This window comes from Mesorhizobium sp. M1078 (assembly GCF_040318615.1).
Taxonomy (GTDB): Bacteria; Pseudomonadota; Alphaproteobacteria; order Rhizobiales; family Rhizobiaceae; genus Mesorhizobium.
Genome location: NZ_JAMYMP010000018.1, coordinates 48,131 through 63,538, shown reverse-complemented (window position 1 = coordinate 63,538; position 15,408 = coordinate 48,131). Strand labels below are relative to the sequence as shown.

Here is a 15,408-nt window from a genome sequence, read left to right as displayed (position 1 = left end):
GTTCAACCGTCCACAGGACTGGTCCCGGACGTGGCAGAAATCAGCAAAGCGACTGCGTCAGCTCCGGCAAATGCCCGATATGCCGATGGAGCCAACCTAGCGGCTGAGGTGCCTCTACCGGGCCTGGTGCGAAAAGGATCTGCAATGAAAGAGGGAGCTCCACAGCCGCCGAGAGACGCGGCTGTGATCACCACCGCTCGAACTCCCTCAAGGGAACAAAAGGGTACCAACTAAGTTCGGCCCCCATAATGAGGATGCCTATATGGACCTGTTGCCCCAGTCAGCCGAACACACCGTCTCCCCGCCGCCCGCTCCAGACCTTCACCGGCTTTTGTTCGATCCAAACTTGCGTATACACGGCTTGATTGATGACACTGTCGTCACCAAAGCCTTGGACGATTTGAAAGCCGTGCGTTCCGGGGAAGACGATCTCTACGTTGAAATCGACACGCCCGGAGGCGACGCCGACGGCGCGCGACGTCTAGCTCTAGAGTTCAAACTTTTTCTGAAACACTCGGGCCGCAACGGCTACATCATTGGCAAGAATACGGTTTACTCTGCCGGGGTAACGGTCCTTGCCGCTTTCCCGAAAGCCTGCAGGTTCCTTTGCCCGCAAGCAGTCCTGCTGATTCATGAAAGAAGGCTTGAGAAAGACTTGGTTCTGAATGGACCAATTCGAAGCTGTCTTCAGATCGTTCGCGAACAACTTGCGCTGTTGGAAACGGCAGAGCGACTCGAGAATGAAGGGTTCGCCGATCTCGTCCAAGGTTCTCGAACATCGCTGGAAGAGCTGCGCGACCATGCCCTGAACAGCTGCTACCTGATGGCAGCAAGAGCTTTGGAGCTAGGCCTTGTTGAAGACATTGCCCATTAACTTGATGCCTCGATGCAAACGGCAGAGCGGAGTCCAACACGCTTCCCTCACTCATGTCGGCGGCGACCATGAACGACGAGGTTGACAAGATAGAGCGGACCGGCGGCTGTCTTTGCGGGTCTGTGAGGTATGTTGTTACCGGCGCGCCGTTGCGCGTTGGCTTGTGTCATTGCCAGGATTGCAAGCGAACCAGCGGCAGCACCTACAGTGCCTTTGCCGTGTGGCCGCGGTCGGCTTACCAGTGCAAGGGCGAGCTTGCGGCGTTCAACGGCAGAGGTTTTTGTCCGGCATGCGGGTCGCGCGTGGTGAATCTCCGCGACGACGAAGCCGAGATCATGACCGGCACTCTCGACGATGCGCCAAACGACCTTCTCCCGACATACGAGCTTTGGACCCCCCGGCGCGAAGCCTGGCTCCACAACCTGCCTTGGGCTGACCAATTCGCGGGCGATCGCACCGAAGAAGGCCAAAATTGGCGCGAAGCCCGACGAGTATGACCATGCTCGAATGGCCCTCCACCCCGTGAACCGTGAAAGTCAGCTTGATGCGCGATGAATCACTCAAGTTCTTGAAGGAAATTGTGGCGACCCCGTCGCCGAGCGGGTTTGAGCAACCCGTAGCGGAGCTTTTCCGCGAGTATGTTCGTCCGTATGCCCACAGGTTGACGACGGACGTCATGGGCAATGTCACAGCGATCATCAATCCTGAGGCGTCTATGCGCTTCATGTATGCCGGGCACATGGATGAGGTCGGCTTCATCGTCCATTACATCGATGATGACGGCTTTCTTTTCTTCAGCACCATAGGTGGAACGGATGTTGCCACTGAAATCGGCCAGCGTGTCTGGGTGCATGGCAAGGAGCCGATCCTGGGCGTCGTGGGTCGCAAAGCAATCCAGACCTTCAAAGCCTCTGACACGTCTCAAACTCCCTCGCTGATGGAACTATGGATCGATATCGGCGCGAGTTCGCGAGAGGAAGCGTTGAAGGTCGTAGAGGTCGGCAGCGCGGTCACTATCCATGGCGAGTTTGCGGCGCTACAGGGCAACCTTGCTGTCGGACGAGCGTTCGACAACAAGGTTGGCCTCCTCATCGGCGCCGAGGTCCTGCGCTGCCTCTCTGAGGAGGGAGGCGTTCACCCCGGCGTGGGCCTCTATATCCTGGGTACGGTTCAAGAGGAAATTGGTTCCCGAGGCGCGATGACCTCAGCGTTCAACATCGCACCTCGAACCGGCCTCGCAATCGATATGGGCGTGGCGATGGACTATCCGCGCGCTCGCGCCGAGGATCAGGGCAAACTGGACCTTGGGAAAGGGCCGGCAATCACTCAAGGCGCGAACACCAACCCGGTGGTGTTCAATCTGCTGAAGTCGGTGGCCGAGAAAGAGGGCCTACCTTATCAGCTTCAGGCGGTGGGCAGCTCAAGCCCTACCGACGCGCGTGTCATGCAGCAGAACCGAGGCGGCGTCGCAAGTGGGGTGCTCTCCGTGCCTTTGCGTTACATGCATACCCCGTCGGAAGTTGTTTGCCTGGATGATGTGCAAACGACGATTGACCTGGTTTGTGCATATTGCCGGCAATTGACGCCGGAGATCGACTTCACGCCAAGATGAGGCGGCGGGATTGATTGTGGAAGTCGTGGCTCCAACAGTCGCCGATCTGGCGCCTGTCGGCTACCGCCTGGCGTCGGTCACCGGGCACCTGAGAAAACCCGACTGCAGTCCACTGGGGAGCGCGCCTCAGGTCACCGCCACCGCTTCCACCAAACGCCTGAGGAAGTCCGTCAGACCGGCTTCAGGATCATCACCTGCGCCAACGAGCACCGAAATACCCCAGCGCCCAAGCACGGCCTCCTCCACAGGGTTGCGGCTGGGCATGAAGATGAACGAAGGGGGACGATCTTTCTCATATCCAGACCGGTGCCAGGTCTGCCAAAGCCGGTGCAACAGCAGCCTGATGTTTGGATCGGAGAGGCTATAGCCAATGAACAGGATCGTGCTGCCGAGAGCATCCGAGCGAAAGCGCACGTCAAGGGGAGAATTGAAGGACAGGCGGTCAAGATAGTCGGTTTCGGTGAGGACAAGGGAAGAGTCCTCGTCAAAGTCGCCGTGAAATTTCACGATGTGCGTTACGCCTCGACGGGCCTGCGCAACGTGCCGTGCGTTGGCCACTTTCACGTACTCTCGACCGTGGATTTCAAAAGCGAGTTCCAGGTTCCGGTCATAGTTCGTCGTGTAGATGACGGGAAAATCGAGCGTCACGATGAGACGGTGCAATTCCGATTTCTCAATCCGTTCCTTGGCGACAGACCAGTTTCTGTCCATCCAACTGCGAAGTGGTCCGATGCTGCCATGCTTGATCCTATAGTATTCGGCCAAGGTCTGAAAACGATCGCGTCGCGTGGAAAATTCATCGTCGACGCCGAGCTCCTTTGCCATTCGCTCGATGAGTTTCTCCCAAGACGGAAGTCCGACGCTGATCGATACCCCCGCCCCCACAAACAAAATTGCGCTGCGATGACGAATTGCATTGGCGAGCGAATCTATAGGATCATCATCGTTCATGGATAGGTCCTCCGAAGCCACTCGCGTGGGCCGGACCTAAGGTGCGTGCCCCGGTGCGGGGATCGTGGACGCGGCTCCCCAATTCGAGCCAGCGTGCTCCGCCCTCATCGACGAAATCGGATCGACCACGCACCAGCCAGCCCAGAGGGGGCGGCCGCCCTTGCAGTCCTGCCGAGCCGCTTGCCACCCGAACCGAGGTAGCGGCCGCGAGGACACTGGCTGTGAACTGGAACCGGCGCTGTTGCGGTTTACTGGCCACGTTGATTCAGTTCTGCGCCAGCCATATTGCGCAAAACTCTATCGAGTTTCGCATTCACCAAGAGGTTGGGCCGCTTCGCGCCGATAAAGATGGCGAGAGAGTAAATCATTGTAAGAACAGAGATCATCGTCATTCCGGCCTAAACATCAGCGACCGGAGATGTTCCATGGGCCCGGAAATATTCCAGTGCAGGTGTTTTAAATCGCCGAAGCTACGCGCTCAATGCGCGGTTGGTTTCGTGTCCAGGGCGGACGAATTAGCGCAAGGCGGTATTCATCCTCCCACATCGGCGGCGGACTGAAGCGAAATGCTGGTTGTGTCCCCCAGGATGCAATGAAACGCCGATGCTTTGCATGCGGCCCGGAACAAATGCCCGCTTGCACAGTTCGAGCCATGCAGCGGTCGACCCCCGCGCTGCAAGATCGGTAGCCCGATCGCCCGCGCCGGCCCCTCCCACGGCGCGGGCTTTCGTTTGAATTCACGCTGTCGGGGTTGGAGTCGCTCCACCGTTGTCCCGAGCCGGCTGATATACGCGCTGTCCGGGGCTCGCGGGGTGTCGGCGACATCGGCATTCGCGCAGTCCGGCAGGTCAGCCGATGCACGGGAACAACGCGGCACTGTGATGGTTTGGTGGCTCGGAAGGTGGCAGAGAACGATGGGCAAAAAGCCCAAACAGCACGCAAAATCTACGGCGGATCGCGAAAAGGCGATCGAAGCGCTCTACTTCGCGCGCAAGTGCGGCCTTACGAAGGAAGAGGCACTCAAGATGCTCAGGGAAGCCCCGATCGGGATCGATGATGAAGCCGAAGAGCGCTCCGGCAGTTAGAGTCGGTCGCCAATCGCGCGTCGCAGCCGGCCGCGGCGCATGATCTTCTTCACTTCCGATACGCATTTCAACGATCCGCGCATTCTGCGCCTCGACCGGCGTCCCTTCGCCTCGTTGGTAGAGCATGACCAGGCGCTGGTTGCGTTTTGGAACGAAACCGTTGGCCCGAACGACGAGGTCTGGCACCTCGGCGATTTCGCCAAGGGTCCAGCCGAGACCGTGTCTTCACTGCTGTCGTCTCTTAACGGGTCCAAGCACCTGATAATTGGCAACAATGATGGCGCTGCCACCATTGGCGACCCGGCCTGGGCGAGCGTGCACCACTATATGGAGCTTCTTGTCGAGGGCAGCTTGCTGGTTCTGTGTCACTATCCTTTTCGCACCTGGAACCAGATCGGCAAGAGATCGGTAAACCTGCACGGTCATTCGCACGGCCGTCTGAAGCCGATGACGCGCCAGCATGATGTCGGCGTCGACGCATGGGGGTTTCGTCCAGTCACCTTTGCTGCCATTCAGGCGAGTCGCCGGCGGGATTAGCCCGGCAGAACGCCGGGCGAGCGAAGGTCTTTAGCTTTGCGGGATTCGAGCCGACGAGAGGCCGTCTGTAATCCTGCCGTGTTCGCAACAATGCGACAATCCTAGTGGCGGCTTCAAATGGGAGAACAGCCTCACGGATAGCGGTTTTCGCGCGTGGATCGGCACTGCTCGAGGGCCCGGTACGCGGACCGCGCCACACCATCAACTTGAGTGCGGCGAAGTCTTAAGGAGTCCCCACCGGCCGTCGCAGCGCCAGATCGAACGCATCACCTGAGCTCAGCACGTGAACCCTCAGATCATGGATGGAAAGGGCGGCATCAGGCTCACCTTCCGCGATGTTGGAATGCGTCACGCCGGCTGCATCCACCAGATAGACAGCGCCGCTGCCAATGACCTTGAACATCTCGCCCTTCACCACGATCGCCGTGTCTTCATCGATGCCGATGCCGAGGACGCGCGGGTTCTGCGACACCGCCCCGATGAGCCGCCCAATGCGGCCCCGTTCCGCAAAGTGCTGGTCGATAATGACGTTCGGCAGCAGGCCCAGTCCCGGCGCCATGCGAATGTGGCCGATCCGAAAGGACGCTGCGTTCGGCCCCTTCACCATCATCGTGTCGCTCATGACCGACGCGCCCGCGGAGGTGCCGGCAATGACGCCTCCGGCTTCATAGATTTCGTGCACCCGCTCGTCGATGGGCGTGTCGCCGATCTGGCTGGTGATCCGGAGCTGGTCGCCGCCGGAGAAGAACACCGCGCTCACGTTTGCGAGCGCACTTATTTTCTTTTCATGAGCTGCCTCGAGGCGGTCGTTGACGTAGAGCTCGATGACATCCTTGATGCCCAGCTCACCGAAGGACCTCTGATACTTCTCGAGATAGCCATCCGGCTCATGAGACGCGATGGTGGCAAGCACCAGGCGGCCATTCGGAACCAGGCTCGCCACCTCCTTCAAGATGACACGATCGCCATCATGGTCCTCGTGGCCGCCGATGATGACGAGCGTTCCGGCTTTACCGTTCGAGGATCGTTTTTTCTTCTTGTCGGTCATTTGCCCACGTCTTTCTTGCGCAGGAAAACGTGCGGGTGGTTGTCCTCGCTGGTCATGAAAGCGACTGCGAACTCCCTGCTGTTATGCGCCCATCCAGACACGCCGGTCGCGGTAAGCACGATGGCTCCGGCTTCGCCGCCGATCGCCTCGACTTCCCTGAGCGCGGGATTCAGCACCTGCTCCAGGCCGCCTTCAGCCTGCCCCGAGGACAATGCCTGCCGCGCCGAGAGTGCCTGCATGACACGGGCCGCGAGAGCCTTTCGCGCAATATGCTCACCGTCTCCCGAGAAGGCGACGGCTCCCAACCGGTTGTCGGCATAGTAGCCGCAACCGGGTTGCGGAGAATCCCCCACACGACCCGGAGCACTGCCGTCCAGTCCGCCGGTCGAAGTGCCCACGGCGATGTCCCCGTACTGATCCAGGGCAACCACACCGATCGTATCCTTCGCCTCCGACTTGCTGGAGGCGTCGCGCTGCTGCGGCGTGATCAAATCCGCCGGATCGCAAAGCTCCAGCTGCTTGTCGGCGGCGAAACGCCGGGCCCCCTCCGACGCCAGCAGGATCGGCTCCTCATGCAGCATGGCCTTGGCGACACTGATTGGATGGCGCACGCCCTTGATCACTGCGACGGCACCCACATTGAAGTCCCTGCCCTCCATCAGGCCAGCGCACATCTCGACCTCGCCGTCCGAATTGAGGGCACTTCCATATCCCGCATTGAACGTCGGGTCCGCCTCGAGGATGCGACCGGCCGCTTCCACGGCATCGACCGCCGTTCCGCCGCCGGCCAGGACGGCCCGACCTGCCTCGAGTGCCTCGATGCATCCGTTGCGATGCGCCTCCTCCTCTTGCGGATCGATCTCCTTGGCGCCGCCGTGCAGGATCAGCGACCACATCAGCCAGCCCTCAGATGGCGAATATGGGTCTGATCGGGCCCTCCCCTCGAAGGCGTCGCGCCTCCGAAGCCGGTTACCTGCCGCCACACGGCTTCAACGTCGTCGACGGTGAGCACGACAAGGTCGTTCTCCCGAGCAAGCCGGAGACACACGTCGACGGCCTCCTTCTCGGGACAGACGGCGTGTATGCGGCCTGGGGCGCAGCCGGCGTTCAAGGCACCTTCCCGCAGCAAGCCGGCGATCGCTCCGGGGGCTCGGCCGCGCAGCTCCTGCTCATCCTCCTTGAAGACGATGACGTCGAATATCCGCGAAGCGATCGCGCCCATCTCGCGGATGTCGCAATCGCGGCGGTCGCCCGGTATGGCGACCAGGCCGATCGTGCGCTGATAGCCGCGCCTCATGTGGGAAACGAGCTTTCCGAGCGCCCTCAGCCCCTCCGGATTGTGCGCATAGTCGACGATCGTGCGGAAACCATGCCCGTCGAAGACGTTGAGGCGACCGGGAGATTGCTCGAACGAGGTGCCAAACTCCGCCAGCGCCGCCCGGATCGTTGCCGCCGGAACGTCGTGGCAATGCGCCATAGCGACGGCTGCCAGGCTGTTGGCAACGTTGAATTCGGCCGAACCCTCGAAGGTCGCGGGAATTTCGTCGACGCTCATCAGGAACATCGATTCCCCATCCTCGTGGATGAAAATGTCCCAGCCGTCGCTGCTGGGCTCCCGCGTCACGGCGCGGCCGCCTTCCGCCAGGTGGCTGCGCAAGAAACCGGGCCACTCGCTCCTGCTCGCCAGCGAGAAGTAGCAGATCCTGCCGCCGGCATCTCGCGACATTGCGGACGTGTGGACGTCGTCGGCATTAAGAATGCTCCATCCGCCGCGGCGGACGGACTCGACCACGACCGATTTCACCTCCGCCAGGTCCTCGATCGTGTCGATGCCCCTCAGCCCGAGATGGTCGCCGTGGACGTTCAGAACCGCGCCAACATCGCATGCATCGAAGGCAAGCCCTTCGCGCAGGATGCCGCCGCGCGCACATTCCAGCACCGCGACATCGACACCCGGCTCGCGCAGCACGATCCTGGCGCTCTGCGGACCGGAGCAGTCCCCTGTCATGATCCGCTCGCCGTTCAAGTAGACGCCGGTGGTGGAGGTGAGCCCGACGGTTGCCCCATTCGCCTGCAGGATGTGCGCCAGCATCCGGGCAGTGGTCGACTTGCCGTTGGTTCCCGTGATCGCGAAGATCGGAATCCGGCCGTCCTTGCCGCCTTTGAAGAGAAGATCGAGCACGGGCCGTGCGACGTTGCGGGCGCGCCCCGACGAGGGTTCGAGATGCATGCGAAAGCCAGGACCGGCATTCACCTCTATGATGCCGCCGCCGGTTTCGCTCACCGGCCGTGAGATGTCGGGACAGACGAAGTCGATCCCGGCAATGTCGAGGCCGACGATCTGTGCCGCCCGCCTGGCGATCAGCGCGTTTTCGGGATGGATTTCTTCCGTTCGGTCGATCGCGGTCCCACCGGTGGAGAGATTGGCGGTGGGCCGCAAGAGCACCATTTGACCCGGCGCTGGAACGCTCGCCAGGGTGAGCTGCGATTTTGACAGGAAATGCTCGACGCATTCGTCGATCTCGATGCGGGTCAATACCGAGGAATGGCCCTCTCCCCTTCGTGGGTCGCGGTTCGTCTCCTCGACGAGCTCGGCGACAGAACTCCGGCCATCGCCGACCACATGGGCCGGAACCCTCTCGGCGAGCGCCACCACCTTTCCGCCGATCACCAGGATCCTGTGGTCCGAGCCGACGAAATGCTGCTCGACTATAACGCTACGGCTGTGTTCTCGCGCCTGTTCGAAGCCCCAGCGGACCTCGTCTTCTGTTGCCAGACCGATGTTGACGCCGCTTCCATGATTGCCATCGAGTGGTTTGGTGACCACGGGGTAGCCCAGCCGTGCTGCCGCCGCGACTGCGTCCTGCGCCGATCGCACCAGCTCCCCGCGTGGCACCGGCAGGCCGGCCTGTTGCAGCAGGAATTTGGTCAGGTCCTTGTCCGAGGCGATCTCGGTCGCAATCTCGGAAGTGAGGTCGCTGCAACTGGCGCGGATGCGCTTCTGATGCTTTCCGTGACCAAACAGCACGAGGCTGCTGTCGTCGATCCGCGCCGCCGGAATGCCTCGCCTCTCGGCCTCGCGCACCAAGGAAGCAGTCGTAGGCCCCAAGGCACGCTCGGCGGCCAGAAGCTTGAGCTGCTGCAGCCTGGCTGCGAACTCGAATGGCCCCTGCGTTTCCGCAATGTCGCCGAGCCCCTCGACACCATGGAGATTGGCCGGCAGCAGGCTGTCCACCAGTTCGAGCGCGACGCGCCCGGCGAGCAGCCCGACAAGCTCGTCCTTGTAGGCGAACATGACGTTATAAGTGCCCGGACTGCCTTTGACCGACCGTGTCTTTCCTCGTGTCACCCGGTGACCGAGCATGCTCTGCAGTTCCAGGGCGACATGCTCGACGACGTGGCCGAGCCAGGTTCCTTCCTGCATGCGGCGGACGAAGCCGCCGGCGGCGCCATAGCTGCAGCCATGGCCCGCAAGGCCGGGCAACAGTCGGACGATTTGTTCGGAAAACCCGGGCAGTTTGTCTGTCGGGAACGCCTCAAGGGCTCCGAGGTCGATCCGAATCTGGACCATTGGCGTCATGCTATAGAGGTGCGGCCCGCGAAACACGCGGGCGTCCACGACGCGGATAGGGCGAAAACGCGAGGCGCCCCGATGAATTTCTTTGTCCGACATAGTCCGTTTCTCCTGACTAACTCCGCAACATCCGGAGGATCGGTTAGTTCCCGGCCTTTCAGCCCAAATATTTTTGCAGGAGAGAGAAACAAAAGTGGCCGTTAACATATGTTGGACCAAGAACACCCTCTGGTCATCTCGGCCACGTGCGGTCGCTGTTCTGAGGGCTACTTATCTCTCGGGACGAGGCGGGCCAGGCATTCGCTCGTTTTCACAAGCATTCGCCGGGCACATCGCGGCCGTTGAGCTAGTGCCCGGCTTTAGCTCATGGCGACCCATTGTGCGGGTCCAGCACTGAGGCATTAATCTTCAGCACGCCTTCGGCACCCGGGAACATTTCCAGACGCGTCAGGTTTGGAACCATCCTTGCACCGGAACTACAGCCATGCAGAGTCGAAAATCGGTGAAGGCCGCGCTCGTCAAGGAGATCGACGCGGTCCGCCTTCGTATCTCGCTGCTTGAAAGCGAGCTATGCAGAGATGGCAGACCCAGGCAAATTGGATGGCGTTCAGGATACGAACTGAACGCCCACAAAGCCCGCCTTGCTCGACTGGAGACCGTGCTTGCCCACTATCCGTCGGCACCGACGGCCCGGGCATCGAAACAGCAACAGCTTGAGTTGCGCGCAAGGCAACCAAGTAATTTTGGGGAAACGCCATGGCTGACAGACCCTCAATCAGAACTCCGCTAGCTCGAGTGCGGGGCCTTGGATCGGCGAAACACGGAACCGAAACGTTCATGCTGGAGCGGCTGACATCTGCTGCCCTGTTGATCCTTGTCATTTACATCGTCGCGGTCGTTATAATGCTGGTCGGTGAGCCTCGAGACGCCGTCCTCAGCGTCGTAGGATCGATCTATGTCGCGCCAGCCCTTATTGGCTTCATTCTCGTAAGCTGCGTTCACATGCGGCTTGGAATGCAATCGATCATCGAAGATTACTGCCATGCCACCGTGCTCAAATCGCTTCTTCTGATCGCCAATTGGTTATTCTGCTGGGCAGTCGCGCTCGCAAGCTTGTTCGCTGTGCTGTTAATCAGCTTCAGATAGCGATCCGGTTCTCAGCTGCAGCCAACGTCTGCCACCGGCAGGCTGAAGTTCGCCTCAGCGGCGAACCGGGCTGGCTTGCGCACAGGAGTTCGACAACCCGGCCTCATCTGATTTGCGGCAGCCTGTCCCATTGATGGAAAGGGGGTGGAGAGGTCAGCTCCCACTCCAATGTGGTAGCTCCTGGCCCCCATGGGTTCATGCCGGCGGCTCTTTGCCGGTAGAAAGCTTCCAAGATGCCGAAGAGGAAAATCACGACACTCGCGGCCGACAGGTACGATCCATACGAGGACACCATGTTCCAGCCGGCGAATGCGTCGGGATAGTCGACATAGCGACGCGGCATGCCCGCCAATCCAAGGAAGTGATGGGGGAAGAAGACGAGGTTCACGCCGACGAAGGTCGTCCAGAAATGGACCCCAGCCAGAAGCGGATTGTAGAGATATCCCGTCATTTTCGGAAACCAGTAATACCAGCCCGCGAAGATGCCGAAGATCGCTCCCAGTGAAAGTATGTAGTGGAAATGCGCGACGACGAAGTATGTGTCGTGCAGTTCACGGTCGAGGCCGGCATTTGCGAGTTGAACGCCCGTCACCCCGCCTACGGTGAACAGGAATATGAAGCCGAGGGCCCAGAGCATCGGCGTCCGCAGGCTGACCGAACCGCCCCACATGGTTGCAATCCAGGAGAACACTTTTATCCCCGTCGGCACTGCGATCACCATCGTGGCGAAGGTGAAGTAGCGCTGCGTGTCGAGGCCTATCCCGCTGGTGTACATATGGTGGGCCCAGACGACGAAGCCGATCACCCCGATCGCCACGATTGCGTAGACCATCCCGAGATACCCGAAGATCGGCTTTCGCGAGAAGGTCGAGATCACCTGGCTGACGATGCCGAACGCCGGCAGGATCATGATGTAGACTTCCGGGTGGCCGAAGAACCAGAAGAGATGCTGGTACAGCAGCGGGTCGCCTCCGCCGTCCGGCGCGAAGAACGTGGTTCCGAAATTGCGATCGGTCAGGAGCATGGTGATGGCGCCGGCCAGCACCGGCAGAGCCAGCAGCAGCAGGAAGGCGGTGATGAGGATTGACCACACAAACAGGGGCATCTTGTGCAGGGTCATCCCCGGCGCGCGCATGTTGAAGATGGTGGTGATGAAGTTGATGGCTCCCAGGATCGAGGAGGCGCCCGCAATGTGCAGAGACAGGATGACCAGATCCACGGCGGGACCGGGATGGCCGGAGGTCGACAGCGGCGGGTACAGGAACCAGCCGGTCCCAGGGCCATAGCCGCCGGGGACGCTGGGCATGAAGATCGACAATAAAAGCAACATCAATGCCGGCGGCAGCAGCCAGAACGAGATGTTGTTCATGCGCGGGAAGGCCATGTCGGGGGCGCCGATCATGATCGGAACCATCCAGTTGGCGAAGCCGCCGATCAGGGCGGGCATCACAGTGTAGAAGATCATGATCAGCGCGTGGGCCGTGGTGAAGACGTTGTAAAGCTGCTTGCCGGCGTCGATCGCCGCGTCGCCCTGGTAACCGTAGATCATCGACGCCAGTCCGGGGAAAAACTGGATCCCGGGTTGCTGCAGCTCGATTCGCATGCTCACCGACAAGAGCATGCCGATCAGCCCCGCGATGAAAGCGAAGATCAGATAGAGTGTGCCGATGTCCTTGTGGTTGGTCGAAAACAGCCATCGGGTGATGCCGGTCGGCTGGTGGCTGTCGAGACCGTCCGGATCTGCCGCCGTATATTCGTTCATGACCTTCTCCGCTTGAGCCGTCCGTCGCCAGCATCGAACCGTGCTGGAACTTGATTGTTCCCTCCACCGAACCGGCGGTAGGAACATTCCACGGAAGCCGCGGTTAGGTTCCGCGCGGCCGACCCTGCGCGGCTGAGGATCGACGTCCATGCTGGCGATAATTGCTGCGACACTGGTTCTGACTACGGTGGTTGGTGGGCTGATATCCGCCTTCTGGCTCGAGGCGCGTCATGGTCTCCATGGCCCCACGCCGCCGGACATGTCGGCGCCCAGGCAACTGAACGCCCCGGCCTGGAGCCGGTGGTCCTGACATGGACGCGATCACAGCGACACTCGACCCGAGAACGCGAGCCGGCTGGCTGCTGCTCGGCTTCGCGCTCGGCGGTTTCTTCGACGGCATCGTCCTGCATCAGATCCTGCAATGGCATCACCTTCTCTCGGGCGTCGCCGATCCGGCGGGTTCCGACCTGCGCTTCCAGATCATGGCCGACGGTCTCTTCCATCTTTTCATGTATGTGCTCGCCGTCGCCGGCACGGTGCTGCTGGTGGCCGCGAGGGCGGCTGGCGCGCGGCCCGGGACCACCACGGAGATCCTGCGGCTCGCCTTCGCCGGGTTCGGCGTCTGGCATGTCGTCGATGCTGTCGTGTTTCACTGGCTGCTGGGTCTGCACCGGATCAAGATGAACAGCGATTTGCCGCTCGCCTGGGATATTGCGTGGCTGGTCATCTTCGGCATCGTGCCGCTGGTGTTGGTGCTGGTGCTGCCCAACCGCGGCGGACCGGCACGCGGTGCTTCGGCAGCGCTGACCAGCATCGTCCTGCTTGCGGGACTGGCAGCCGGCGCCGGCCCGTTCTTCGACGGTGCCGCCAATTCCATCATCGTCTTTCGGGCCGGGATGGAACCGGCGGCGATGATGCGGGCCGTTGAAGTCGCCGACGCCCATCTCAAATGGGTCGACGCCAGCGGCACCATCTGGGCGGTCGACCGCGTCTCATGGCGCGGGTTGGTAGCCCTTCACGCACGCGGCGCCTTGGTGGTCAGCACGACGCCTGTCATTGCCGGATGCCTTGCCTGGACCGATGCCGCCGGAATGAGCAGTAGGTCCAGCCAGCAGCGAGGCACTCCTGCCAGGCTATGACTTCCGGACAGGGATAGGGGAGTATCAAGCATGCAATTCGCCACCGAGAGCAGCCACGGCCGGAGCCTGACACCGCGCATCGTCGTGGTCGGCGGAGGCTTTGCCGGTCTGGAGGTTGCCAAGGCGCTCGGCAAGGCGGAAATCGGGGTGACGATCATCGACCGCCACAATCACCACCTGTTCCAGCCCTTGCTCTATCAGGTTGCAACCGCCGCCTTGTCGGCGCCTGATATCGCCGAGCCCATCCGCAAGATCCTGGGCCGCTATCCCTCGGTTCAGGTCCTCTTCGGCGATGTCACCGAGATCGGCACCGAGGCCAGGATACTGGTGCTGGCCGATGGGACCACGGTCCCCTACGACATCCTGGTCTTGGCCACCGGTTCGCAGCCATTCTATTTCGGCCAGGAGAGCTGGGCTCGGGTTTGTCCCGGTTTGAAGACCATCGAGGACGCGCGCACGATCCGGTCACGGTTGCTGCTATCGTTCGAGCACGCGGAACGGACCACCGATCCAGTCGAGCAATCCCGGCTGATGACGATCGCCATTATCGGCGGCGGCCCGACCGGTGTCGAACTGGCGGGCTCGATCGCCGAACTCAGCCGGCACACACTGGCGCGCGACTTCCGCAACATCCGGCCCGAGAAGACAAGGATCATACTGGTAGAAGCCGGCGAGCGTCTGCTCGCCGGATTCGCCCCGGAGCTTTCCAGATATGCACGTCTGCGCCTTGAAAGCCTGGGCGTCGAGGTCGCGCTCGGCAACCGGGTCGAGGCGATCGAAGCGCATCAGATCACCGTCGGCGGCCAGGTGATCCCGGTGGCCTTGACGCTCTGGGCCGCTGGGGTGGCGGCTTCTCCGCTGGTCGCCCAGCTCGGTGTCGGGCTCGACCGCGGCGGTCGGGTGAAGGTCGAATCCGACCTGCACGTCGTCGGCCACCCCGATGTCTTCGCGCTTGGCGACGTCGCACTGGTCCTCGATGGGAACGGCCAGCCATTGCCGGGTCTTGCCCAGGTCGCCAAGCAGCAGGGCGAGCACCTCGGCAAGGCACTGGCACGCCGGATAAATGCTGGCGACACGCTGCCCGCTTTTGTCTTCAGCAATCGAGGCAACACGGCCATTGTCGGCCGCCACGCTGCCGTGTTCGAATCGGGCAGGCTGAAACTGAAAGGCTGGTTCGCCTGGTCTGCCTGGGCGCTCATCCATGTCTACCTGCTCGTCGGTTTTCAGCACCGCGTTCAGGTCTCGATCCAGTGGCTCTGGCGCTACCTGACCTATGAGCGTGGCGCCCGGCTCATCGCCGAGGAGCGAGTCGAACCGGGTTCGACATCGTCGCCGGGAGCGGCCCCGAGAGAGCCGCTGCCAACCAAGGCAGACGCCGCCCCGGCATTGCACGCCCGCACTGACTAGATTGCCGGGTGCTCAGTTCGGAGACAGTGGCGATGCGGGGGTCAGCTCTGGATTCCGCCACGGCCCGTCGTCCCACGGCAGCCCGAACCTCGATAATCGAGGCGGGTGGTTCCCAGCTTGTATCCGGTGCCGGCCTGATGGATCCGGATGGCACCAACGACGTTGCGTCCCTATATGAACAAATGAACACAGGCTCCTCGAAACGGGATCTGTTGAACCCCTCCTCTTCAGAGACAGCTCGTCATGACGTCACCTGCGACTGCTGAACAACCC

The 15,408-nt window shown here is 61.5% G+C and carries 13 protein-coding genes; 8 read left to right on the top strand and 5 right to left on the bottom strand.

The genetic code is table 11. The annotated features are described in order from the left end of the window. The first annotated feature begins 262 nt into the window (after positions 1-262). The 3 genes from NKH38_RS22010 to NKH38_RS22000 all read left to right on the top strand — a co-directional run bounded on the left by NKH38_RS22010 (position 263) and on the right by NKH38_RS22000 (position 2,486). Positions 263-874 (top strand): ATP-dependent Clp protease proteolytic subunit, encoded by a 612-nt coding sequence (locus NKH38_RS22010; RefSeq protein ID WP_023672669.1) that lies wholly within the window; start codon positions 263-265, stop codon positions 872-874. Positions 875-942: 68 nt separating this feature from the next. Next, positions 943-1,371: a GFA family protein gene (locus NKH38_RS22005; RefSeq protein WP_050587750.1), complete on the top strand. Its 429-nt coding sequence runs from the start codon at positions 943-945 to the stop codon at positions 1,369-1,371. Positions 1,372-1,418: 47 nt separating this feature from the next. Next, positions 1,419-2,486 carry a M42 family metallopeptidase gene (locus NKH38_RS22000; protein WP_023672671.1) on the top strand — a complete coding sequence of 356 codons (1,068 nt, stop codon included), beginning with the start codon at positions 1,419-1,421 and terminating at the stop codon, positions 2,484-2,486. A gap of 126 nt (positions 2,487-2,612) precedes the next feature. Here the strand turns inward: NKH38_RS22000 and NKH38_RS21995 are convergent, their stop codons facing one another. Next, positions 2,613-3,437, bottom strand: coding sequence for an SIR2 family NAD-dependent protein deacylase (locus tag NKH38_RS21995; RefSeq protein ID WP_023672672.1), 825 nt, complete (start codon positions 3,435-3,437; stop codon positions 2,613-2,615). Positions 3,438-4,351: 914 nt separating this feature from the next. On the opposite strand from NKH38_RS21995, the gene NKH38_RS21990 reads away from it, so the two are divergent. Beyond that, positions 4,352-4,522 carry a hypothetical protein gene (locus tag NKH38_RS21990; protein ID WP_023672674.1) on the top strand — a complete coding sequence of 57 codons (171 nt, stop codon included), beginning with the start codon at positions 4,352-4,354 and terminating at the stop codon, positions 4,520-4,522. Between the two features lie 39 nt (positions 4,523-4,561). Next, positions 4,562-5,059, top strand: a complete 498-nt coding sequence (locus NKH38_RS21985) for a metallophosphoesterase (RefSeq protein WP_352763408.1) — start codon at positions 4,562-4,564, stop codon at positions 5,057-5,059. A gap of 223 nt (positions 5,060-5,282) precedes the next feature. On the opposite strand, the gene NKH38_RS21980 is transcribed toward NKH38_RS21985, so the two are convergent. From NKH38_RS21980 to cphA, 3 genes are read right to left on the bottom strand one after another with little or no spacing between them, the layout of a single operon-like run. Then, positions 5,283-6,107 (bottom strand): cyanophycinase, encoded by an 825-nt coding sequence (locus NKH38_RS21980; RefSeq protein ID WP_352763410.1) that lies wholly within the window; start codon positions 6,105-6,107, stop codon positions 5,283-5,285. Then, positions 6,104-7,003 carry an isoaspartyl peptidase/L-asparaginase family protein gene (locus NKH38_RS21975; protein WP_352763412.1) on the bottom strand — a complete coding sequence of 300 codons (900 nt, stop codon included), beginning with the start codon at positions 7,001-7,003 and terminating at the stop codon, positions 6,104-6,106. The genes NKH38_RS21980 and NKH38_RS21975 overlap by 4 nt, the downstream gene beginning before the upstream one ends. Continuing rightward, positions 7,003-9,780 (bottom strand): cyanophycin synthetase, encoded by a 2,778-nt coding sequence (gene cphA / locus NKH38_RS21970; RefSeq protein WP_050590558.1) that lies wholly within the window; start codon positions 9,778-9,780, stop codon positions 7,003-7,005. Before cphA ends, NKH38_RS21975 begins: the two co-directional genes overlap by 1 nt. Before the next feature lie 657 nt (positions 9,781-10,437). Here cphA and sdhD point away from each other — a divergent pair. Beyond that, the gene (gene sdhD / locus NKH38_RS21965) at positions 10,438-10,827 is read left to right on the top strand and encodes a succinate dehydrogenase, hydrophobic membrane anchor protein (RefSeq protein WP_027050929.1); all 390 of its coding nucleotides are present in this window, start codon (positions 10,438-10,440) and stop codon (positions 10,825-10,827) included. A 103-nt stretch (positions 10,828-10,930) separates the two neighbouring features. On the opposite strand, the gene ctaD is transcribed toward sdhD, so the two are convergent. After that, entirely contained in the window at positions 10,931-12,589 is a 1,659-nt protein-coding gene (gene ctaD / locus NKH38_RS21960) for a cytochrome c oxidase subunit I (protein ID WP_352763415.1), read from the bottom strand. A 311-nt stretch (positions 12,590-12,900) separates the two neighbouring features. Between ctaD and NKH38_RS21955 the strand changes: the two genes are divergently transcribed. Continuing rightward, positions 12,901-13,728 carry a DUF2243 domain-containing protein gene (locus tag NKH38_RS21955; RefSeq protein WP_352763417.1) on the top strand — a complete coding sequence of 276 codons (828 nt, stop codon included), beginning with the start codon at positions 12,901-12,903 and terminating at the stop codon, positions 13,726-13,728. A gap of 30 nt (positions 13,729-13,758) precedes the next feature. Beyond that, positions 13,759-15,135: an NAD(P)/FAD-dependent oxidoreductase gene (locus NKH38_RS21950; protein ID WP_023806117.1), complete on the top strand. Its 1,377-nt coding sequence runs from the start codon at positions 13,759-13,761 to the stop codon at positions 15,133-15,135. Positions 15,136-15,408: the final 273 nt, after the last annotated feature.